Annotated in this window: 18 protein-coding genes and 3 pseudogenes; 13 read left to right on the forward strand and 8 right to left on the reverse strand. The window is 71.2% G+C overall.

Translation table 11 applies throughout. The features are described from left to right. Positions 1-159 precede the first annotated feature (159 nt). The 6 genes and pseudogenes from CV755_RS13050 (at position 160) to CV755_RS13075 (ending at position 6,925) form a co-directional block, all read left to right on the forward strand. Entirely contained in the window at positions 160-1,569 is a 1,410-nt protein-coding gene (locus CV755_RS13050) for a short-chain fatty acyl-CoA regulator family protein (protein WP_109280381.1), read from the forward strand. 421 nt (positions 1,570-1,990) lie between these two features. Then, positions 1,991-3,097, forward strand: coding sequence for an IS110 family RNA-guided transposase (locus tag CV755_RS13055; RefSeq protein ID WP_241561178.1), 1,107 nt, complete (start codon positions 1,991-1,993; stop codon positions 3,095-3,097). 32 nt (positions 3,098-3,129) lie between these two features. Then, positions 3,130-4,053, forward strand: a pseudogene (locus CV755_RS36925) (alpha/beta fold hydrolase); the annotation flags it as partial. Between the two features lie 1,098 nt (positions 4,054-5,151). Further along, positions 5,152-5,445 (forward strand): annotated as a pseudogene (locus CV755_RS36930) (carboxymuconolactone decarboxylase family protein); the annotation flags it as partial. 13 nt (positions 5,446-5,458) lie between these two features. Next, a complete protein-coding gene (locus CV755_RS13070) occupies positions 5,459-6,106 on the forward strand; it encodes an MBL fold metallo-hydrolase (RefSeq protein ID WP_109280382.1) in 648 nt (215 codons plus the stop codon). Between the two features lie 30 nt (positions 6,107-6,136). Further along, positions 6,137-6,925: an exodeoxyribonuclease III gene (locus CV755_RS13075; protein WP_109280424.1), complete on the forward strand. Its 789-nt coding sequence runs from the start codon at positions 6,137-6,139 to the stop codon at positions 6,923-6,925. Between the two features lie 641 nt (positions 6,926-7,566). Here the strand turns inward: CV755_RS13075 and CV755_RS13080 are convergent. The 4 genes and pseudogenes from CV755_RS13080 to CV755_RS13095 all read right to left on the reverse strand — a co-directional run bounded on the left by CV755_RS13080 (position 7,567) and on the right by CV755_RS13095 (position 9,992). Beyond that, positions 7,567-8,082 (reverse strand): HEAT repeat domain-containing protein, encoded by a 516-nt coding sequence (locus CV755_RS13080; protein ID WP_109280383.1) that lies wholly within the window; start codon positions 8,080-8,082, stop codon positions 7,567-7,569. Beyond that, on the reverse strand, positions 8,037-8,747 hold the full coding sequence (locus tag CV755_RS34655) for an ankyrin repeat domain-containing protein (protein ID WP_338323652.1): 711 nt from the start codon (positions 8,745-8,747) through the stop codon (positions 8,037-8,039). Before CV755_RS34655 ends, CV755_RS13080 begins: the two co-directional genes overlap by 46 nt. Positions 8,748-8,848: 101 nt before the next feature. Continuing rightward, positions 8,849-9,195 (reverse strand): annotated as a pseudogene (locus CV755_RS37175) (hypothetical protein); the annotation flags it as partial. Beyond that, positions 9,195-9,992, reverse strand: coding sequence for an alpha/beta fold hydrolase (locus tag CV755_RS13095; protein ID WP_109280385.1), 798 nt, complete (start codon positions 9,990-9,992; stop codon positions 9,195-9,197). The pseudogene CV755_RS37175 and the gene CV755_RS13095, both read right to left, overlap by 1 nt. Positions 9,993-10,028: 36 nt before the next feature. On the opposite strand from CV755_RS13095, the gene CV755_RS13100 reads away from it, so the two are divergent. Next, positions 10,029-10,649, forward strand: coding sequence for a TetR/AcrR family transcriptional regulator (locus CV755_RS13100; RefSeq protein ID WP_109280386.1), 621 nt, complete (start codon positions 10,029-10,031; stop codon positions 10,647-10,649). 99 nt (positions 10,650-10,748) lie between these two features. Here the strand turns inward: CV755_RS13100 and CV755_RS13105 are convergent, their stop codons facing one another. Beyond that, positions 10,749-12,569 (reverse strand): SGNH/GDSL hydrolase family protein, encoded by a 1,821-nt coding sequence (locus CV755_RS13105; protein WP_109280387.1) that lies wholly within the window; start codon positions 12,567-12,569, stop codon positions 10,749-10,751. A gap of 146 nt (positions 12,570-12,715) precedes the next feature. Here CV755_RS13105 and CV755_RS13110 point away from each other — a divergent pair, with 146 nt between their 5' ends. Beyond that, the gene (locus CV755_RS13110; protein WP_109280388.1) at positions 12,716-13,156 is read left to right on the forward strand and encodes a DUF6278 family protein; all 441 of its coding nucleotides are present in this window, start codon (positions 12,716-12,718) and stop codon (positions 13,154-13,156) included. A gap of 33 nt (positions 13,157-13,189) precedes the next feature. Here the strand turns inward: CV755_RS13110 and CV755_RS13115 are convergent, their stop codons facing one another. Beyond that, entirely contained in the window at positions 13,190-13,966 is a 777-nt protein-coding gene (locus tag CV755_RS13115; protein ID WP_109280389.1) for a GntR family transcriptional regulator, read from the reverse strand. A gap of 200 nt (positions 13,967-14,166) precedes the next feature. Between CV755_RS13115 and CV755_RS13120 the strand changes: the two genes are divergently transcribed. From CV755_RS13120 to CV755_RS13135, 4 genes are read left to right on the forward strand one after another with little or no spacing between them, the layout of a single operon-like run. Then, the gene (locus tag CV755_RS13120) at positions 14,167-14,910 is read left to right on the forward strand and encodes an amino acid ABC transporter ATP-binding protein (RefSeq protein ID WP_109280390.1); all 744 of its coding nucleotides are present in this window, start codon (positions 14,167-14,169) and stop codon (positions 14,908-14,910) included. A gap of 18 nt (positions 14,911-14,928) precedes the next feature. After that, positions 14,929-15,846 carry a glutamate ABC transporter substrate-binding protein gene (locus tag CV755_RS13125; protein WP_109280391.1) on the forward strand — a complete coding sequence of 306 codons (918 nt, stop codon included), beginning with the start codon at positions 14,929-14,931 and terminating at the stop codon, positions 15,844-15,846. Then, the gene (locus CV755_RS13130; RefSeq protein ID WP_109280392.1) at positions 15,843-16,487 is read left to right on the forward strand and encodes an amino acid ABC transporter permease; all 645 of its coding nucleotides are present in this window, start codon (positions 15,843-15,845) and stop codon (positions 16,485-16,487) included. Before CV755_RS13125 ends, CV755_RS13130 begins: the two co-directional genes overlap by 4 nt. After that, positions 16,484-17,392 carry an amino acid ABC transporter permease gene (locus CV755_RS13135; protein WP_109280393.1) on the forward strand — a complete coding sequence of 303 codons (909 nt, stop codon included), beginning with the start codon at positions 16,484-16,486 and terminating at the stop codon, positions 17,390-17,392. Before CV755_RS13130 ends, CV755_RS13135 begins: the two co-directional genes overlap by 4 nt. Here the strand turns inward: CV755_RS13135 and CV755_RS13140 are convergent. Beyond that, positions 17,347-18,537, reverse strand: coding sequence for a globin domain-containing protein (locus CV755_RS13140; RefSeq protein WP_109280394.1), 1,191 nt, complete (start codon positions 18,535-18,537; stop codon positions 17,347-17,349). The genes CV755_RS13135 and CV755_RS13140 overlap by 46 nt on opposite strands. 92 nt (positions 18,538-18,629) lie before the next feature. After that, entirely contained in the window at positions 18,630-19,064 is a 435-nt protein-coding gene (locus CV755_RS13145) for an RrF2 family transcriptional regulator (RefSeq protein WP_109280395.1), read from the reverse strand. 122 nt (positions 19,065-19,186) lie between these two features. On the opposite strand from CV755_RS13145, the gene CV755_RS36690 reads away from it, so the two are divergent. Next, the gene (locus CV755_RS36690; protein WP_109280396.1) at positions 19,187-21,142 is read left to right on the forward strand and encodes a zeta toxin family protein; all 1,956 of its coding nucleotides are present in this window, start codon (positions 19,187-19,189) and stop codon (positions 21,140-21,142) included. The last annotated feature ends 82 nt before the right edge of the window (positions 21,143-21,224 follow it).

The raw sequence follows: 21,224 nt of genomic DNA on the forward strand, positions 1-21,224 counted from the left end.
GCCGCACCATGACTCTGGCACCGGCACTGAGTGCCAACAACCTTGGATCAATGCCAACTTCTGCGAATCTTCCCGCTGCCCTTTGCCAACCTTGCGAAGGTCTCGGCGAGGTGTCCAAGTACGCTGTCGGATCGGACCCCCGTGCGAAGGAGTTGACCGGTGAGCAAGACCTACGCGGGGGCACGGCTGCGGCGGCTGCGCGCGGACCGCCGGATGAGCCAGGCCGAACTCGCCCGCGTGCTGGGCATCTCACCGAGCTATCTGAACCAGATGGAGCACGACTCCCGGCCGCTGACCGTGCCCGTACTGCTGCGGCTGACCGAGGCGTTCGGTATCGACCCGGGATTCTTCTCCGAGCGCGACACCACCCGGCTGGTCGCGGACCTGCGCGAAGCACTGGCCGGGGAGCTTGCCGAGGCCCGGGTCAGCCCCGCCGACCTGGCCGACCTCGCCGCGCGGATGCCGGCCGTCGCCCAGGTCCTGCTGGACCTCGGCCACCGCAACCAGCGGCTGTCCGAGCGCCTGGCCGGAGCGGCGGACGGCCGGGACGGCCACCGGGAAACCGCGTTCTCACCCCATGAGGAGATCCGCGACTTCTTCTACCGCCGCCAGAACTACCTACACCACAGCGATCTCGCTGCCGAGCAACTGGCCGCGGATATCGGCATCCGGCCGGGCGAGGTGACCAGGGCCCTCACCACGAGACTCGCCCAGGCCCATGGCATCCGTCTCGCCGCCGAGCCGGGCGAGCGCCTGCACCGCTACGACGAGGCAAGCCGCACCCTCCACCTCTCCCCGCGGCTGCGCCCCGGTCGGCGAGCGTTCCGCATGGCGACCCAACTGGCCCTGCTGGAACACACCGACGACCTCGACCGGCTGGCCGCCGAGGACTTCGAGCCCGGCTCACCCGCCCATGCACTGGCCCGCATCGGCATCGCCAACTACTTCGCCGCCGCGCTGATCCTGCCGTACACCGCGTTCCACACGGCCGCCGAGGAAGCGCGCTACGACATCGAACGCCTCACCGACCACTATGGCCTCGGCTATGAGACCGTCTGCCACCGGCTGAGCACCCTGCAACGCCCCCGGCTGCGCGGCGTGCCGTTCTCCTTCGTCCGCGTCGACCGGGCCGGGAACCTCTCCAAACGCCAGTCCGCCACCGGCTTTCCCTTCTCCCGGGCCGGTGGCACCTGCCCGCTGTGGAACGTCTACGAGGCATTCGCCGCCCCCGGCCGCATCCACGTCCAGATCGCCGAAATGCCCGACGGGCAGCGCTACTTGTGGACCGCCCGTGCGGTCACCCGGCATCGCGGCGGCTGGGGCGAACCCGGCAGGACCTATGCCATCGGCCTCGGCTGCGAGATCCGCCATGCCCATCGCCTCGTCTACTCCGACGGCCTCGACCTCGCCAGTCCCTCCGCCGCGACCCCGATCGGCATGGGCTGCCGGGTCTGCGAACGCCTCGGCTGCCCCCAGCGAGCCGTGCCACCACTGGGGCGTGAGCTGCTCATCGACCAGAACAGCAGCACCTTCGTGCCCTATCCGGTCGAGGACGGCGGGGCCGTGTGACCGTGCCGTGGACTCCGGGACGGCGGCCCAAAAGCGTCGGCCACCGGTCTTACCAGGAGACCGGCGCATTCAATGCCGGTCATGGGTGGACAGGGAGTCAACTCATCGTGCTCCTGTCCGGAGCAGGTTCAGTACCGGTTCGGACAAAGCCGCCCGGGAGCGGTCGGGTCATGCGGTTGTGCCGGGGCGGTGGGACGGTTGCGTAGCACCGTTCCGGACGGGTCTGACTCATGACTTCTTTGACCGAAGTGTCTTGTCACAGGCATGTCGACTGCCGTTGCGGGATGGCGTCCGCTGTCACCAGCCACAGGGTGTGTCCCCATAGGGGCCTTGCCGTCTTTCAGGCGTCATCACGGTTCAGACCGCCCGGCCGGGCAGGTGTCAGCCACCCAGCACATCACCACGCGGGAGGCGGAGCACCATGACGACCGGACAGCGCAGTACCTCTTCCACCAGCAAGGGCCCGCCCGCTCGGGGCGAGGCCGTCCTGGGCGTGGACACGCACGGCGAGGTTCATGTCGCCGCAGTGGTTTCCCCGCTGGGCCGGATCCTGGGCACCAGGTCCTTTCCGGCCACGGCGGCCGGCTACCGTCAGCTGCTCGCCTGGGCCCGTGCGTTGGGTATGGTGCGCCGGGCGGGAGTAGAGGGTACCGGTACCTTCGGCGCGGGCTTGTCCCGCTACCTGCTGGCGCAGCATGTCGCGGTGTTCGAGGTGAACCGGCCCGACCGCTCGGCCCGCCGTCTGCTCGGGAAGTCGGACCCGCTCGACGCGCAGGCCGCCGCGCGGGCCGTGCTCAGCGGTCGTGCCCGGGCGCGGGCGAAATCCGGCGATGGCCCGGTGCAGAGTGCTCGGATGTTCAAACTCGCCAAGGACTCCGCGGTCAAGGCCCGCACCCAGGCGATCAACCAGCTCAAGTCCGTCTTGGTCATAACCGATCCAGCCCTGCGGGAACGGCTGTCCGGCCTGGGCAACCGCGAACTGTTCCGCACCTGCGCACGCCTTGGCCCGTGCGAGGGCGAGGCCGGCGGGGGAGACGAGGACGTAACTGACGCCACCTTCGTGGCCCTGAGCATGCTGGCCCAGCGTATCGAGCAGCTCACCGGGCAGATCGACGAGCTGAATCAGCGACTGGCCGGGCTCGTTGAACGCCATGCCCCGCAGCTGCTCGCGCCGGTGGGTATCGGCCCGGACTCCGCTGTCACACTCCTGATCACCATGGGCGACAACCCTGAGCGGCTGAGCACCGAGGCGTCTTTCGCCGCTCTGTGCGGAGTCAGCCCCATCGAGTACTCCTCGGGCGGCCGGAGCTCGCACCGGCTCAACCGCGGCGGCGACCGGCAGGCGAACGCCGCTCTGCACCGCATCGTGTTCACCCGGCTGCGCCACGACCCGCGCACCCAGGCGTACTACGAACGCCGCACCCAGGAGGGCAAAACCCGTCGTGAGATCATCCGATGCCTCAAGCGATATGCCGCCCGCGAGGTCTTCAACCTGGTCAGGACGGTGTCTACCGACCCCCCGATATAGGGGCGTCCGTGACAGATGAGAGGGTCTGGCGGGTGAGTGAGACACCGGCGAAGACCCTGCAATACCGCTCTGACGGGCCAGAAGACGCCCCGGTCCTGGTCCTGGGGCCTGCGCTGGGTACCACATGGCATATGTGGGATCGCCAGATTCCGGAACTGACCCGGCACTGGCGCGTGCTGCGCTACGACCTGCCCGGTCATGGGGGAGCGCCCGCCCGGCCCGCGGCGACCGTCGGGGAACTGGCCGACCGGCTGGCCGCCACCCTGGACGCGCTGGGCATCGACCGCTTCGGCTACGCGGGCTGCTGCATCGGCGGTGCGATCGGCGCCGACCTGGCGCTGCGCCGCCCGGAGCGGCTCGCCTCACTGGCGCTGGTCGGCTCCTCCGCCCGCTTTGGCACGGCCGAGAGCTGGGGCGTCCGCTCCTCCGAGACCCGCTCGCACGGCCTGGACCCGGCCGCCCGCTCGGCCCCCGAGCGCTGGTTCACTCCCGCCTTCGCGGGCGCCCAGCCGGCCATAGTGGACTGGGCCGTCCAGATGGTCCGTACCACCGATATGCCGAGCTATGCCGCCGCCTGCGAGGCGCTGGCCGACTTCGACATACGGTCCGGGCTGGACCGCATCCAGGTACCCACGCTGGTCCTGGTGGGCGCCGAGGACCAGGTCACCCCGCCCGCTGATGCCCGGGTGCTGGTGGCGGGCGTGCCCGATTCGCGGCTGGCCGTGGTGCCCAACACCCGGCACCTGGCGCCGGTGGAGCAGCCCGCCGCCGTTACCGACCTGCTGGTCCGCCACTTCACCACCGCCTGGCAGCAGCAGCCCTTGCCCGGGCCCCGCCCCGGCACCCCCAAGCCGCCGGCCGCCGTCCCGCCGTCCCTGCAGAACCCGCCACCGGCGGGCCCCGGGATGCCCGGTGGCCATCCGAGCGGGCCGGATGGGCCTGCGGCGCCGCCCGCGCATGGCATGCCTGCCGCCACGGTCCCGGCCGCCGGCGCTTCGCCCACCCCGCCGGGTCCGGCGGGAGCTGTTGGGCACGGGGCGCCTGATGCACCGGTGACCGGGCCGGGTGCTGCCGGTGGGGCGCCTGCGGCTGGGGCGGGTGCATCCGTGGGACTGGGGGAGTCATCGGGTTCGATGGCGTCTGTTGGGCATGGGGTGCCCGGTGTCCCTGCGGCGCAAGGGGGCGGGCCCGGTGCGTCTGTGCCGTCGGGCTCGCCGGGGCCTGTTGGGCATGGGGCGCCTGGTGGTGCCGGTGTGCAGGCGAGCGGGGTTGGCGGCTCCGGTGAGGTGCATCCGCCTGGGGCGGCGGGGGAGCCGTCTGGCTCCTTGGGCATGGGGCCTATGGGATCTCTTGGGCAGGGCATGCCCGGGGCTTCCGGGGTGCCGATGGGCGGGCCGGGGGTCGCCGGTGCGGCATTTGTGCCCATGGGGCCCACCGGTGGCGCTTCGTCGGCGGCGTCTGCCGACGCGCCGGCCCCCTGGGGCGCCGCCGGACACGCGGTGCCGGGCGCTTCCGGCGCGCCGGTGGCCGGTCCCGGGGTTGCCGGTGGGGAGTCGCCGGGGGCGAGTCGAGCGGTGGGCGTCGATGGTGGCGGGGAGCCGGGTGCCGGCTGGCCACGGGCCGGGGGAGTGGCCGCGCCGCCCGGTGTGTTCGGACCGCCGCCCGTGGTGGCGGAGCAGAGCGCGGCGGGCGCGGCCGGGGATGACGCGGCCGCGCCCACCGCCGTGCTGCCCGCCTACGGTTCGCTGCCGGAAGCGGTGGCGGGCCCCGCCGGTCAGCCGCCGTACGGCGACGGTTCCGCGGCCCAGCTGCCGGGTCTGGCCCCGACATACGCCCCGCCCGCACCCGGTGCAGGCCCCGCGGCCGAGGACGCCCTCGCCCGGGGCGCCCGGCTGCGCCGCGAGCTGCTCGGCGAGGCCGCGGAGGCGAACGGGCAGGCGCAGGCGGGCGGGCGGACGGAACCGGGCGGGCGGACGGAACCGGGCGGGCGGACGGAACCGGGCGGGCAGGCGGAGCCGGACGTGTTCGGCGCGGAGTTCGAGGACTTCGAGGAGTTCGTCACCCGTACCGCCTGGGGCGAGACCTGGGCCCGCCCCGGCCTGGACCTCCGCACCCGCGCCCTGCTCACCCTCACCGCGCTGACCGCCGGCGGGCACCTCGCCGAGCTGGCCCCGTACACCCGGGCCGCGCTGCGTGCCGGGGCCACGGCGGCGGAGATAGCGGAGACGCTGCGGCACACCGCCCCGTACTGCGGACTGCCCGCCGCCTCGGCGGCGTTCGCCATCGTGCGGCGGGTGGTCGCCGAGGAGGCCGCGGGGTACGGCACGGCGCCCGGGCCGCAGGCGTAGCAGGATGGGAACCATGAAGCTGACCAAGCACAGCCACGCCTGTGTCCGCCTGCGCAAGGACGGCCGCACCCTGGTCATCGACCCGGGTGCCTTCAGCGAGGCGGACGCCGCCGTGGGCGCCGACGCCATCCTCGTCACCCATGAGCACCCGGATCACTTCAGCGAGGACCGGCTGCGGGCCGCGCTGGAGGTCAATCCGGCCGCCGAACTGTGGACCCTGCGCAGCGTCGCCGAGCAGATCTCGGCGGCCTTCCCGGGCCGGGTGCATATCGTCGGCGAGGGCGACACCTTCACCGCCGCCGGATTCGACGTCCAGGTGCACGGTCAACTGCACGCCGTGATTCATCCGGACCTGCCGAGGATCACCAATGTCGGTTACCTGGTGGACGGTTCGCTGTTCCACCCCGGTGACGCGCTGACCGTGCCGGGGCAGCCGGTGGACACCCTGCTGGTGCCGGTGATGGCCCCCTGGAACAAGGTCTCCGAAGTCATCGACTATGTACGGGAGTTGAAGCCCCGGCGGGCCATCGACATCCATGACGGGCTGCTGAGCGACCTGGCCCGGCCGGTGTACGACCGGATGCTGGGCCCGGACGGACCGGGCGGCACCTCCGGAGCGGAGCACCTGCGGCTGGCCCCCGGGGACGGCATGGAACTGTGACTGTCCGACCCCACCGTTAGGGTGGCGGTCATGCGCATCGCCACCTGGAATGTGAACTCGATCACCGCCCGCCTGCCCCGGCTGCTGGCCTGGCTGGAGGGCAGCGGCACGGATGTGCTGTGCATACAGGAGACCAAGTGCACCGCCGAGCAGTTCCCCGCCGGTGAGCTGCGCGAGCTGGGCTATGAGTCCGCCGTCAACGCCACCGGCCGGTGGAACGGCGTGGCGCTGGTCTCCCGGGTCGGGCTGGAGAATGTGGTCACCGGGCTGCCCGGCGGCCCGGAGTACGAGGGGGTGCAGGAGCCCCGGGCCATCTCCGCGGACTGCGGCGGGGTGCGGCTGTGGTCGGTGTATGTGCCCAACGGCCGTGAGGTCGGCCACGACCACTACGGCTACAAGCTGCACTGGCTGGAGGCCCTGCGCAACGCGGTGGTGCCGGACGCGGCCGGGGAGCGCCCCTTCGCGGTGCTGGGCGACTTCAATATCGCCCCCACCGACGAGGATGTCTTCGATCCCGCCGTCTTCGAGGGCGCCACCCATGTCACGCCCGCCGAGCGCGCCGCGCTGGCCGCGCTGCGGGACGCGGGCCTGTCGGACGTTCTGCCCCGCCCCCTGAAGTACGACCGTCCCTACACCTACTGGGACTACCGCCAGCTCTGCTTCCCCAAGAACAGGGGCATGCGGATCGATCTGGTCTATGGCAACGCCCCCTTCGCGGGCGCGGTCAAGGACGCCTATGTGGACCGTGAGGAGCGCAAGGGCAAGGGCGCGTCGGATCATGCGCCGGTTGTCGTGGACCTTCAGGTCTCGAAGACCTGACCTTGGAGGTGGAGCCGAGCAAGCTCGCCGACCACCTCGGCAAGCAGAAGGTGACGGCGGCCATCAGCCGGGAGACACTGCGCCGGACCCTGCGCGCCGGCAAAGTGTCCTGGAAGACCACCACACGTGGAAGGCATCCACCGACCCGCAGTCCCCACCGACCCGCAGTTCATCGCCAAGATGCACCGCGTCCTGGCGCTGTACAACACCCCGCCCGCCGACGGACGGGTGATATGCGCCGACGAGTTCGGACCGCTGAACCTCATGCCTCGCAAGGGCAAGGCGTGCGGGCCGGTGAGGCGTCCGCGTCGGCTGCGGGCCACCTGGGACCGCTACGGCGGCGTGCGGCACATGCTCGCTGCCCTTGATCTGGCCACCGGCAAGCTGTACTACCGCATCCGGCCGCGCAAGCGGTGGCGGGAGTTCCTCGGCCTCCTCAAGGCCCTGCGCGCCCGCTGGCCTGGGGAGAAAACTGGACGTGGTGCCGGACAACTTCTCCCCGTACAAGCACGCCCAGGTCCGCGTCGCCGCCGGCGTGACGAGCCACCAGCCGGCCCGAACCGGCCCCTGTCCGGCTGGAGCCACGGCCAGAAACGCGCCCCGGCCGCGCACGCGTTCCGACGGCTGAGCGGCTCCAAGGTTCAGGCGCGCAACAAGTGGTTGATGTCGTTGAGCCGTCCCGCGCCAGGGCTGCGGTGGTTCTTGATACCGCAGCGGATTTCGTCGAGCGCGGACAGGCCGCGCTCGTCGTCGCGCAGGGCCAGTGCGGCAGCAGCTTCGATCCTGGCGTCGAGGTGCTGGTCAGCGAGGTGGGCCGCCAGTACGCCGCGCAGTTCGGGCGCGTCGATGGGCGACCTGGTGAACGCGTACAGCGCAGTCACCCGAGTCTCGGGCAGCGGATCCTCGGCCAGACGGAGGAGGGTCGCCACGACGTCCGGGTGGTCGGCCGTGACAAAGCGGTAGTAGGAGGCGAGTCCCGAGGCAACACAGTGGCGGACCCCGGGGTCGGTGTGGTCGGCATGGACCAGGATGGCCCGGACCTCCTCGGCGGAGCAGTAAGAGGTGAAGGCGGCGATGACCGTGCGCAGGGCGTGAGGGTCCTGCTCGGTGTTCAGCAACGGGCGCAGGAACTCGGCCGCCTCCTGGGTGAACGGCAACTCCTCGACGGGCTCTCCCGCCAACTCCTGGTCGGTCGGCGGGTCATTCCGAAGCCCAGGAACTTGAGTGCCTCGAGCCCGAAGCGCCTGCGGGCGAGCGAGGACGGATCGCCGGCGACCGCACACGCCCATTGGAAGAGCTCTTGGTCAGTACCAACGCGGCATCCCAGCTGGTGGAGCGACTCGAACCAGTCGTCGTGGTCGGGCCGGGCGTGGACCAGAGCACGGGCCATCAGCTCGTCCGGCGAGCGGTGGATGCCGAGAGCGGCCTCCAGACGGCTGACGATCGCCCGGTGAGCGGGCGGCGGCCCGGGAACCCATGCGGCCTCGGAGTCGATCGCGGCCTGGGCCACGCGCAGGGCCCGGCGGTGTGGGCTGTCTGCGCTCAACGGGTCTCCGCTCCGGATCAACAGGGAGTTCAGCACCCAGTACGCGCCACGCTCGGCCGCCCACGTCACCGGATCGAGGCCGGCCGCCCAGGGGCGGGTCACATCGACGCCGTCCTCGACAAGCCGCGAGACGACCTCGTGGCGGCCGGCGTAGGCGGCGGCGGCCAGCAGGGTGACGCCGTCGTCGCCGGTGAGCTCGTCTTCCGGTACCTCGTCCAGGAGGTCGAACACCGTACGGTCGTCGCCGCGCTCAACGGCGGCCAGCAGCGGAGGCATGTGCACCGACTGATTCTGCCCACACCGACAATGCGGGGCGAACGGTTTTGCCGGCGACGCCGTGGTCCGCCGATGCCGGTTGACCTGTCGAGCCGAGCCGCCCTGGCTCGGTGCAGGAATGCAATCGCCGTCGGGGCTCTCTCATCCGGCAAGGGCTCGGTGTAGGCGAGACGGGCATGCCCGTCGATCGCGGAGTTGTGCGTGGTTTCCGCGTGGTGTGTCCGTCGGGGTCGGTGCATCGTCGTCTGCTCGGACCGAGATGGGCGAGGTGCCGGGTACGGTGCGCCGGCTCGCAGTGGGCCCGGTGTGGCCTTCGCCCGGTGTTTGCTGTGGGTTGACGGTGGGGGGTGGAGGACCGGTCGTGCAGGCCAAGGGGACGTGAGATGCATCGCTCGACAAGTTGCCTGCGGCCCTCATCGGAGTGCGGCGCGTTGGCCTGGGTGCCCATCAGATGGCGGCGAGGTCGTTGAGCAGGCGGCCAAGCTCCGCCGGCGCCTGAAGGTGAGCCAGGTGGCCCTGGCCGGGAAGTTCGTGGACTCCGGCGTGAGCAATGTGCTGCCGCACATGGTCGAACGACGTTCCGTAGGGGGCCGTTCCGCGATTGCGCCGGCCGATGATCAGGTCGACTTGAGCTGCCTGCTGTGCCATCAGATCCGGAGGCGGTGTCGCGTTGAGCGCGCCGAGTTCGGCGTACAGCGGTTCGCTCAAGCGACGTAGTATCGCCCAACTGTCAGGATCGGCCCGAAGGTTCTCGACATATGCTGCGGAGAAGCCGGAGATCCGGCGATTGACGATCTCGACGCAGCGATCCCAGTCCGCCGTCTCCGCTGCCGTCTTCAGGTCCGGCAATGCATGGCGTCCGAACGGCTGCATCACCGGCTCATAGGCGATCACCTGGTGAATCGGGCGATCGTTGGCGGTCAGCAAGGTGATCAGGCCGCCGTAGCTCCAGCCGAAGAGAGCCCTTGTGCTGTCGAACTCGTCAAGGACCACGCCGAGGTCCTCAACCTCTGTCCGCAGCGAGTACGGGTCGGTCAACGGTCCCGAGGGGGCGCGGCCGCGACGGTTCACGACTACCACCGAGGGCCAAGCGTCGATGGCGCCCGCCACATGGCGCCACGTATGCGCATCGCTCATGACGCCCGGGACGACGACGAGGCCCGGAGCATCCGGCTCCCCGTACACATCAACCGTGACCCAGCTGTCCCCGCCGACCGACAGCTTTTTCTGAATCGTTCGCTCCATAAATCTATTATGGAGCGAACGATCTACAATGCAAGCGTGATCGAACGCAGCCGTGGACGCCCCCGAGCCTTCGACCGCGACCGTGCGGTCCTTGATGCCGCTCGCCTCTTCTGGCGACGCGGCTACTCCGGCACCTCGACCCGCACCCTGGCCGCCACCCTCGGGCTTTCCACCTCCAGCCTCTACGCCGCCTTCGGCAGCAAGGCCGGACTGTTCGAGGAAGCGGTGCGGACCTACGCCGAGCGTTACCGCGAGATCTACCAGCAGGCTGTCGCCGAGAAGGACATCCGGACGGTCATCGAACGCATCCTCATCGACTCGGTCCACGAGTTCACCCAGCCAAGCGACACACACCCCGGATGTCTCATCAGCAGCGCCGTGATGACCGACAGCACGAGCACGCTCGACACCAGCGCCTATGTCGCCGAGTTGCACAGCTCGAACGAGCAGGCCCTCCTGGTGCGCATCGAACGAGCGATCAAGGACGGGGAACTGGCCGCGGGCACCAACGCGGCGGTCCTGACCGGGCTCATCCAATGTGTCTGGCACGGATTGTCAGCGCGATCCAACGTCGATACGGCTCGCGAGGACCTGCTCGCGACGGCGCAACTCGCTCACCGGCTGATCTGCCGACAACTCACATCACCAACGTCCTGACCGCAACAACTCGCCGGTCCGACGGCTGTCGGCCGCGGGCCGGCCATGCGGCTCCCCGCGCCCCCTCGGGGGCGCGGGGCAGGGCAACGCCGCACCCCGCTAAACCAGCTCCCGCGGATCGACCGCCTCCGTGAACATCCGCATCCCCGCGTCATTGGGATGCAGATGGTCCCCGCCGTCATAGCGCGGCAGCATCCGGTCCGGCCGTTCCGGGTCACGGATGGCGGCGTCGAAGTCGAAGACCGCGTCCCAGGCACCGCTGTGGGCCCGGATGTCCCGGTTGATCGCCAGCCGCTTTTCCTCGGCCTGCCGGGTGCAGTCATGGAAGCCCCCGCAGGGCGCGATGGTCGCCAGGATCACCCGCAGGCCCCGGGCATGCGCCCGTTCCGCGATGGCGTGCAGTCCGGCGATCACCTGGGCGGCGGTGGTGGAGGTCCGGATGTCATTGACGCCCTCGAAGACGATCACGCTCCGGGCCGAGGTCTGGGCCAGTACGTCCCGCTCCAGCCGGTGTCCGGCGCTCACTCCGGCGAGCGAGCCGCCGGTCCCCTCGCCGGGGTAGCGGTCGGCCACCACCTGGTTGCCGGAGATGCCGCTGTTGAGCACGCCCAGCTCCGGTACCCCATCCTGGGCGTTCTGCTCGCGCAGCCGCCGGGCCAGCAGGTCCGGCCAGCGCACATTGGCCTCCGGGGTGGAGCGTTCGCCGTCGGTGATGGAGTCGCCCAGGGCCACCACCGACCCGGCCCCGCCGGCCACATCCACCCCGGTCAGCAGCGGCCAGGTGGACAGGTTGCCGGTGAAGGCACCGGCCGTGCTGTCGCCGGTGCGGTCGCCGCCGCCGTCCGCGGTGAGATACGAGCGCTGGCCGGTGGTGTAACTGTGCAGCGGCAATTCCCTTACCGTGCCGGGAAGATACAGGCTCACCAGCAGATTGGTGTCCGGCGGCACCCGCAGCCCCACCGGGTCGCTCAACTGCTGGGCGCCGGCGGCCAGTTCGGTCTGGCTACGGCCGCCGAAGGCCAGTGCCCTGGGACGTCCGTCCGCCGCCGCGCCCCGGCCCTGCAGGGCCACCGTGGCCCGCCCGATCCGCACCGGATGCCCGGCGAAGGTGTTCTCCAGCCGGATCCGGGTCCGTGGCCCGCCGGTGCTGCTGTGCACCACCAGCCGCAGGGTACGGTCCCGCCAGGGGCCCACCGTGGTGTAGCCGGAGACGGGCGCCGACCAGCTGCCGGTCCATCCCTCGGTGGGGGCGCGCAGGCCCAGGGCGAAGAGGTGGAGGCCAAGGGCGCGGGGCAGCACCACCGATTCGGTGTCCCGGCCGGGGGCCAGCGGCACCGTCACCGCATACAGCCGTACGGTCTGCCGGCGTTGCCCGGCAGGGGAGTTGAGGTGGGGGAGGGCCACCGCCCTGGTGGCCGGGGTGCCGTGCCGCCAGTCGGGCGCGGTCAGCCGGTAGCCGCTGTGGGAGCCGTCCCGGTAGCGCACCGTCCCCTCGCCGCCGGTCGCCTTGCCGCTGCCCGCCACCAGGAAGGTCAGCGCCGTACCGCGCCCGGTCAGCCGCACCGGCTGCCCGGCGGCCCGTACATTGTCCGGCCGTCCGCCGCCGGTGCGCGGCCAGCGCAGTGTGGTGCCGTCCAGGCGCAGCGCCCGGCCGGGGGTCCAGCCGGCGGCTTTGAGGTCCTGGGCGGAGAAGGAGCCGCCCGCCCCGTCGAAGTCCGCGGCGGCCGGGCGGGCGTCATCGCTGACCGCCGTATTGTCGAAGAGCCGCTCCAAAGGGAGCGGCTCTGGCCGGAGTTCACCGGAAGCGGCGAGCGCGGGGGCGTTCGCCAGGGCGCATGCGCAGGCGCCGAGCGCCGCGATCACCGCCTTGACGGGCCACCGTCTGTGCCGTTTCGCCCCCTGCGTCAGTGCCTTGAGCATGCCGGTCAGGCCTCCCGCGTTCGCCGCTCGGACAGTGGCGGGATGAAGGTAGGGAGACATCCGGGCAACGTCAAGGAGGCCGCTCTGCGGATACTCCGCCGCGCGCCGGTGGTGGGGCCATCCGCGTGAGTGCGATCCTTGCCGGTATGAACATTCCCTTTTTGGACGGCTGGCGCAGGCGGCATGGCTCGGCGGCGCCCGGGGCGGGTGGCGGCACCGGCGACCGGGACGCGCAGGGACTGGCGGGGCTGCTCTCTGAGTGCGAACTGCTGCGTGCGCAGGCGGAGTCGGTCGGGGTGGTGCTCGATGACTCGCCGTCGTCCCTTGAGGCGCTGGACCAGTTGCAGCCGCGCTGGCGGGAGGACGAGGAACTGCAGTCCTGGCTCGGCAATGACGCCGGTCTCTATCTGGGCACGGTGGTGGTCCGGCGGGTGGCGGGCGCGGCCTGGCAACTGTGGCCGGACGGGCAGCCGTTTGTCCGCCTGGCCAATGGGCGGGAGCTCGATGTGGCGGCGGCCGGCCACCAGTGGGCGGAGGACGGTGCGCCACAGCTGTCCCAGCTGTATGCGGAGATCGCCGAGAGCTGACCCGGGACGGCGGGGCGCACCGGGGCCGGATGCTCAACCGGTAAAGGGAATGGTGTACTCCAGGCGCCAGCGGTCGGCCCGGACCACGATGTCCGAGGTCTCCACCGCCCGGTCGGCGCCATCGAAGTGGGTGCGTTCGACCACCGTGACGCACTGGCCCGCCGCGCAGCCCAGGGCCTCCGCCTCCGGGGTGGTGGCCGGCCGGGAGCCGACCAGCTCCCGGGCCCGTACCACCCGGATGCCGATGGCCGCCAGGCGGCCACGCACCCCGCGCCGGGCATACGGTCCGCGCTCCGGGTGGCAGACATCGGTGCCCTCGGTGACCGACAGCGGCTCCCAGCTGGTGGCCAGCTGCACCGGATGCCGGTCGGCCAGGTACTCGTACTCGGTACGCAGCACCGGCTCGCCCGGTGCGATGCCCAGCCGGCGGGCCACCGGCTCCGGGGCGGGCGTCTCGCCGGAGGACGCCTCCCAGGTCAGCACCGTCTCCCGGGGGAAGGCCGGCCGTTCCCAGGGCTGGTAGGCCAGGATCTCGGCGGCGAAGGGGGAGTCCACCGCGCCGGTGGAGCGCAACAGGGTGCCCAGGGGCGCCCGGTCGGTGACAAACACCCCGCGCCCGAACTGGCCCTCCGCGTATCCGGCGGCCTTGAGCACCCGTACCGCCCGGTCCACGGTCTGGTCGCTGGCCGCATAGGCCCGTTTGAGCTCGGAGCGCGAGGGGATGCGGGCGCCCACCGCCAGCGAGCCCTCGTCGATACGCCGCCGCAGGTCGTCCGCGATGCGCAGATATACGGGCCTGCCGTCGCCCACCCAGGGCCCCCTTCCCCGATGTCCCCCTGACCTGTTCTCACAGGCTAGGTACCCAGGCTCGGTCTGTGTACCTAGGAACGGCCTGGAGCAAATGGCGATTTATCCCTCTTCCAGGCGTGTCACCGGTGAAGTCCCGTAATAGGACGGATAGTTTGCTCCGGCCGCGAGAGGGCGGACGCCGAGAGTGAGTGGGACTGAGCATGGCCGTGGAGCCACTGATCGAACTGCGGGACGTCAACAAGCACTACGGCCCCGTACATGTGCTCAAGGACATCAGCCTCACCGTCGGCCGGGGTGAGGTGGTGGTGGTCATCGGGCCCTCCGGTTCCGGGAAGTCAACTCTGTGCCGCACCATCAACCGTCTGGAGCCGGTGGATTCCGGCACCATCACCCTGGCCGGGCGGCCGCTGCCCGAGGAGGGCCGGGAACTGGCCAGGCTGCGGGCCGAAGTGGGCATGGTCTTCCAGTCCTTCAACCTCTTCGCCCATAAGACCGTGCTGGCCAATGTCTCCCTCGCCCAGATCAAGGTGCGCGGCCGCGGCCGGGAGGAGGCCGACCGGCGCTCCCGTGAACTCCTGGAACGGGTGGGGCTGCTGGCGCATGCGGAGAAATATCCGGCGCAGCTCTCCGGCGGCCAGCAGCAGCGGGTGGCCATCGCCCGGGCGCTGGCCATGGACCCCCAGGCGCTGCTGTTCGACGAGCCCACCTCGGCCCTGGACCCGGAGATGATCAATGAGGTGCTGGAGGTGATGCGGCAACTCGCCCGGGACGGCATGACCATGGTGGTGGTCACCCATGAGATGGGCTTCGCCCGCTCCGCCGCCAACCGCGTGGTGTTCATGGCCGACGGCCGGATCGTGGAGGACCGCTCCCCGGAGGAGTTCTTCACCGCCCCCGAGAGCGAGCGGGCCAGGGACTTCCTCTCCAAGATCCTCAAGCACTGAGCGGGGAGCGTACTTCAGATGAGACGCCGCCTCACCGCCCTCGCCCTGACCGTCCTGGCCCTGCTCGGCGGCGCCTGCGGCAAACCGGGCAGCCCCCCGGTCAAGGGCCCCAGGCCGGGCAGCCTCCCGGTCTACCGGGTGGCCACCGGGGTGGACCTCACCGCCTCGCCCACCTGGCGCCGGGCCCGGGCCCGCGGCCATCTGGTGGTCGGCGCCAAGGAGGACCAGCCCTACCTGGGTGAGAAGGACCCCGCCACCGGCACCTACTCCGGCTTCGACATCGAGATCGCCAGGATGATGGCCGCCTCCCTGGGCTTCGACCCAAAGACCGTGGTCTTTACCACCATTGCCTCCGCCAACCGCGAAACCGCCCTGCAGAACGGCCAGATCGACTACTACGTGGGCACCTACACCATCAACGATCTGCGCAAGCGGCAGGTCGGCTTCGCCGGCCCCTACTACCTGGCCGGGCAGTCGCTGCTGGTGCGCAAGAACGAGCAGGGCATCAACGGCCCGGCGGACCTGGCCGGCAAACGGGTCTGCTCGGCCACCGGCTCCACCCCGCTGATGCGCATCCGGCGCGACTACCCCAAGGCCCAGGCGGTGGCCTATGACACCTACTCGATCTGCGTGGACAACCTGCTCAGCCTCCAGGTGGCCGCCGTCACCACCGACGACACCATCCTGCTGGGCTTCGCCGCCAAGGCCCCCGACGAACTGAAGGTGGTGGGCCGGCCGTTCTCCAAGGAGCCCTATGGCATCGGTGTACCGCGCGCCGACACCGCGCTGCGCCTGGCCCTGGACGACGCCATCGAGACCCATGAACGCGACGGCGACTGGAAGAAGGCCTATGACGCCACCCTGGGCCTGTCCGGGGTGCCCGCCCCCCGCCCGCCCGCCGTCGATCGCTATGGCACCGGGAGCACCGCACCGTGAATGTACTGACCGACAACTTCCCGCTCTATGCCGAGGGTTTCCTGGGCACCGTCGAACTCACCGTCTTCTCCAGCGCGTTGGCGCTGGCGCTGGGACTGGTGATGGCCTCCTTCCGGGTCGCCCCGGTGGCCCCGCTGCGGGCCTTCGGCACCGCCTGGGTGATGGTGCTGCGCAACACCCCTTTGACGCTGCTGTTCTTCGCGGTGCTGCTGGGACTGCCCCGGTTCGGCCTGGTGCTGCCCTTCCAGCTGTTCGCGGTGCTGGCTCTGGGCTGCTACACCTCGGCCTTCATCTGTGAGGCGATCCGCTCCGGCATCAATACGGTGCCCACCGGCCAGGGCGAGGCGGCCCGCAGCCTGGGCATGACCTTCGGCCAGACGCTGGGTGCCATTGTGCTGCCGCAGGCGTTCCGTTCGGTGATCCCGCCCATTGGCTCCACCCTGATCGCCCTGGCCAAGAACTCCGCGATCGCCGGGTCGTTCAGCGTCACCGAACTGCTCGGCACCTATAAGTCCCTGGGGGAGCTGGGCTACAGCGCCATCTGGAGCTTTGTCTGGATCGCGGTGGGCTATCTGGTGATCACCCTGGCCATCAGCGGCATTTTCAATGTGCTGGAGAGCCGCTATGGGGTGGCCCGGTGAGCACCGCGCTCTATGACATCCCCGGCCCGCGGGCCCGCCGCCGGCAGCTGCTCTACTCCCTGGCGGCCGGGGCCGCCATCCTGGCGCTGCTCGGCTGGGCCGTCCATCTGCTGTTCGCCACCGGGCAGTTCACCGCCGCCAAGTGGACGCCCTTCGAATACACCGGCATCCAGGAGCTGCTGCTGCGCGGCCTGGGCAACACCCTCAAGGCCTTCGCCTTCGCCGCGGTGCTGGCCCTGGCCCTGGGCACCGTGCTGGCCTGCGGGCGGCTGTCCGACCACCGCCCGGTGCGCTGGACGGCCACCGTGCTGGTGGAGTTCTTCCGGGCCATGCCGGTGCTGGTGATGATCTTCTTTGTGTTTGTGGCCCTCAAGGCACAGCCGCTGACCGCCCTGGTCACCGGGCTGACGCTGTACAACGGCTCGGTGCTGGCCGAGGTTTTCCGCACCGGAGTGGACTCCGTGGACCGCGGCCAGCGGGAGGCGGCCTATGCGCTGGGTATGCGCAAGACCCAGGTGATGACCCATGTGCTGGTCCCGCAGGCGGTACGGGCCATGCTGCCGGCCATCATCAGCCAGCTGGTGGTGGCGCTCAAGGACACCTCACTGGGCTTTCTGATCACCTATGAGGAGTTTCTGCACGCGGGCAAGCTGATCGCCGGGAATCTGGACTACGACCTGCCGTTCATCCCGGTGGTGATGGTGATCGCCCCCATCTACATCGGCATGTGCATGCTGCTGTCCTGGCTGGCCTCCTGGGTGGCCGGGCTGGAGCGGCGCAGCCCCAAGACCGGGGCCGTGGAGGTGGCCGCCGCCGAGCCGGGCACGCTGCTGGCGGGCCCGGCCGGTCATCCGCATCCTCAGGAGTCCGAGCCCAGCCAGAGGTCGGGGCCGAAGACCTCGTAGTGCACATCGGCCGGGGCCACCCCCGCGGCCAGCAGCTGGGTACGGGCCGCGCGCAGGAAGGGCAGCGGGCCGCAGAGGTAGGCGACGGTGCCCTCCGGTATGGCGATCCGCGAGAGGTCGGCCAGGCCGGTGCGCTCGGCGGGCCACTCGCCCTCGGGACGCTCGTACCAGATGTGCGCCTCGGCGTCGGCCAGCTTCGCGGTGAGCTGCTCCAGCTCGGCCCGGAAGGCGTGGTCGGCCTCGCTGCGGTCGGCGTGCACCGTGATCACCCGGCGCCCGGAGCCGGTCTCGGCCAGGTGGGAGAGCATGCCGATCATGGGGGTGCAGCCGATGCCCGCGGAGGCCAGCAGCACCGGGGAGTCGCCGCCGTCCAGGGTCACATCGCCGAAGGGGTGGCTCACCTGGAGGATGTCCCCGACCGCGGTGTGGTCGTGCAGATGGCCGGACACCTCACCGGCCGGGTCGCCGGTGACCCGCTTCACCGAGAACTGCAGGGCGTTCCCCGGGTTTCCGGAGAGGCTGTACTGGCGGATCTGCCGGGCCCCGTCGGCCATGGCGACCTGCACCGACACATACTGCCCCGGGCGCCCGGCGGGCAGCGGGCGGCCGTCCACCGGCCGCACCAGGAAGGTGGCCACCTCGGCGGTCTCGGCCCGGCGCCCGATCACCTCGTAGGGGGCGAAGACCTCGCCCGGCGTGGCCCCGGCCTCCTGGTGGAGCCGGGCCTCGATGGCGATCAGCGCGTTGGCCAGCAGCCAGTAGACCTCGTCCCAGGCGGCGGCCACCTCGGGGGTGACCGCCTCGCCCAGCACCTCGGCGATGGCGGCGAACAGGTGCTGGTGGACGATCGGGTACTGCTCGGGGACGATGCCCAGCGAGGCGTGCTTATGGGCGATCCGGGAGAGCATCGCGTCGGGACGCCGGTCCGGGTGCTCGACCAGCATCACCGCGAAGGCGGCGACCGCCCCGGCCAGGGCCTGCTGCTGGCTGCCGGTGGCCTGGTTACCCCGGTTGAACAGGTCCCGCTCCAGCTCGGGATGGGCCTGGAAAAGCTTGTCGTAGAAGAGCGAGGTGATCTCGCCGATGGCCCCGCCGACGGCGGGCAGGGTGGCGCGGACCAGCTCGGCGGACTTCTCGGACAGCATCGGCGATCTCCTTAATATGCATCCCGGATGCGTATTTTCGGCCATAAAAAATTGGCCATGGAAAAGCCGCCCTCATCGGGCGGCCATGTCGGTCAGCGGCTTCCCAGGCTGAGCAGCACCGGCCCGGTGGGCGACTCCACCAGGTCGCCGACGGACAGCGGGTCGAGGGCGGCGAAGAACGCCTCCTGGGCACTGCGCAGCGCACCGCGCAGCCGGCAGGCGGCCCGCAGCGGGCAGGGCGGGTCGTCCTCGCAGCCGACCACATCGCCGACGCCCTCCAGCTCCCGGACCAGGTGGCCCAGCGAACCGGTGCGCCCGGCGGGGGTCAGGCTCAGTCCGCCGCCCCGGCCCCGGCGGGCCTCTACCACTCCCAGGTGCTGAAGGCGGCTGACCACCTTGGCGGCATGGGTGTACGGCACCGCCATGGCCTCCGCCACCTCCCGGGTGGTGGGTGCCTCGTCGGGGGCGGTCACCGCAAGCCGCATGGCGATACGGAGGGCGATGTCCGTGCTCTTGTTCAGTCGCACATCTTTACGCTAGCTAATTGGATTTTGAGAATCCACTTAAGCCTGTGTGATCTCGGCAACCCCCGCAGGCCGGGCCGTCCGGGACATAGAGTTGGCCCATGGCCGAGGGGGGAGAGCAGGGCATGACGTATCAACTGCCGCCGGACATCGCCAACTTCGTCAACCGCGAGCAGGAGCGGCAGCGCGCCCTGCGGGCCGCCGCCGAGTGGCGCGAACCGCACCGTCCGCTGGTGATCGCGCTCAGCGGCCCGGGCGGCACCGGGAAGACCGAGCTGGCCTTCCGCATCGCCAGGGAGTTATCCGGCAGCCGCCGCCATGTCCTCCTGCTCGACCTGGACGACCTGCGGCGCGAGGGAGTGGTGGACCCCATCGACGCCCAGGGCCAGCTGCTGCTCTCGCTCGGGGTGGCCGGCGACTGCCTGGAGAGCGCCCCCAAGGCGCGCCAGCGGCAGTTCTGGCAGCAGACCAGAGAGAAACGGCCGGTCATCGTGGTGGACAACGTCCGCTATGGCACCGAGCTGCAGCCCCTGCTCCCCGCCTCCGGGGAGAGCGTGGTGATCGTGGCCAGTCATGGCCCGCTGTACGACCTGGAGGGCGGGGCGGCGCTGGAGCTGCCGCTGGATCCGCTGTCCGAGGAGCATGCCACCGAACTGCTGCACCGCATCATCGGTGACCAGGACCGGCGTCCGGCCGCCGAACCGGAGGCGGTGCTCGGCTTTGTCCGGATGTGTTCCGGACTGCCCGCCGCCCTGCGGGTGGCCGGCCGCCTGATGCGCAGCCATCCGCGCCGTCCGCTCGCCCGGCTGCTGGACAGCCTCACCGCCGAACTGGAGGGGGCGCCCGTGGAGAAGGTCTGGGACGCCGCCTACCGGCAGCTGGACCCGCAGTCCGCGCTGCTCTACCGGCTGCTCCCGCAGCACCCCGGCCCCTCGCTGTCCCCGCAGGGCGCGGCCGCCCTTCTGGGCCGGGGCCCGGACGCGGCCGAGGAGGCGCTGGACGCCCTGGAGCGGGCCGGGCTGGTGCAGTTCCGGGACGGCCGGGTGCGCCTGCATGAGCTGCTGCGCGCCCATGCCAGGCGTTGTGCGCTACGGGACGGGGGCGCGCGGGAGCATGCGGAGGCGCGCCGGAGCATGGTGCTCTGGTATCTGCGGCAGGCTCAGCGGGCCGACGCCCTGGCCGCGGGCGCCCGCCTCACCCTGGCCGCCCCGGTCCCGGCCCTCCCGGCCGCCCCCGATGTGGAGCTCACCGGAAAGGCGGCGGCCCATGACTGGCTGGAGACCGAGCGGCATGTCCTCCACGGCTGTGTCACCCTCGCCCATGCGCAGCAACTGGACTACGAGGCGTGGGCGTTCTGCGAGCCGCTGTGGACCCACTATCTGGACCATCCGCACCATGCCGATGTCATCGACGCCTTCCGCACCGGACGGGACGCGGCCCGGCGCGCGGGACATCCGGCCGCCCTGGTACGGATGCGCTGCCAGCTCGCCCGGCCGCTGTGGGAACGGGGCCGCTTCGCGGAGGCCGCAGAGGAGATCGAGGCCGCGGTCAACGCCCGGCAGGCACTGGGTGATTCCGATAACGAGCGCAAACTGGCCGCCTCCGTGACGGAGTTCCGCGGCATGCTGCGGTCGGTACGGGGTGACTGGGCGGGCGCCGCCCGGGACTTCGAGGAGTCCCGGACCGTCCACCGGGCCATCGGCAACCGCTACGGCGAAATGCTGCAGACCCACCGGCTGGGGCAGGCGGCGGCCGCCCTGGGGGAGTTTATCCGGGCCGCCGAACTGCTGACCGAGGCGCACCGGGCCGCCCGCGAGCTGGGGCGCGAGCGGATGACCGCCCGTACGGGCTTTGAACTCGCCCTGGTGCTGCGGAGTTTGGGGCGGCGGGAGGAGGCGTACCACCTCTGCGCGGCGGCCCTGACGGCCGCGCGTGCCCGCGGCTCGGGCTTCGACGAGGCGAGGGTGCTGGACGCACTCGCCGGACTGGCGGAGGACGCGGGGGACGCGGAAGAGGCTCACGAGCGCCGGGCGGCGGCCCGGGCGGTGCGGGAGCGGTGTGGGGCGTTGCGGGGGGTGTGAGTTCGCGGTGGTGGGGTGGCGTCTGCCTGGGGCTGTCGTCGTTCGGCCGCGGGCTGTGGGTGGTTGGTCGCGCAGTTCCCCG

Origin of the sequence: Streptomyces orinoci, assembly GCF_003121295.1 — a bacterium.
Taxonomy (GTDB): domain Bacteria; phylum Actinomycetota; class Actinomycetes; order Streptomycetales; family Streptomycetaceae; genus Streptomyces; species Streptomyces orinoci.

Coding starts and splice junctions, on each gene's coding strand:
- CV755_RS13055 (WP_241561178.1), top strand. CDS start 1,991: ATGACGACCGGACAGCGCAGTACCTCTTCCACCAGCAAGGGCCCGCCC.
- CV755_RS13070 (WP_109280382.1), top strand. CDS start 5,459: ATGAAGCTGACCAAGCACAGCCACGCCTGTGTCCGCCTGCGCAAGGAC.
- CV755_RS13075 (WP_109280424.1), top strand. CDS start 6,137: ATGCGCATCGCCACCTGGAATGTGAACTCGATCACCGCCCGCCTGCCC.
- CV755_RS34655 (WP_338323652.1), bottom strand. CDS start 8,747: ATGCCTCCGCTGCTGGCCGCCGTTGAGCGCGGCGACGACCGTACGGTG.
- CV755_RS13095 (WP_109280385.1), bottom strand. CDS start 9,992: ATGGAGCGAACGATTCAGAAAAAGCTGTCGGTCGGCGGGGACAGCTGG.
- CV755_RS13105 (WP_109280387.1), bottom strand. CDS start 12,569: ATGCTCAAGGCACTGACGCAGGGGGCGAAACGGCACAGACGGTGGCCC.
- CV755_RS13110 (WP_109280388.1), top strand. CDS start 12,716: ATGAACATTCCCTTTTTGGACGGCTGGCGCAGGCGGCATGGCTCGGCG.
- CV755_RS13120 (WP_109280390.1), top strand. CDS start 14,167: ATGGCCGTGGAGCCACTGATCGAACTGCGGGACGTCAACAAGCACTAC.
- CV755_RS13125 (WP_109280391.1), top strand. CDS start 14,929: ATGAGACGCCGCCTCACCGCCCTCGCCCTGACCGTCCTGGCCCTGCTC.
- CV755_RS13140 (WP_109280394.1), bottom strand. CDS start 18,537: ATGCTGTCCGAGAAGTCCGCCGAGCTGGTCCGCGCCACCCTGCCCGCC.
- CV755_RS36690 (WP_109280396.1), top strand. CDS start 19,187: ATGACGTATCAACTGCCGCCGGACATCGCCAACTTCGTCAACCGCGAG.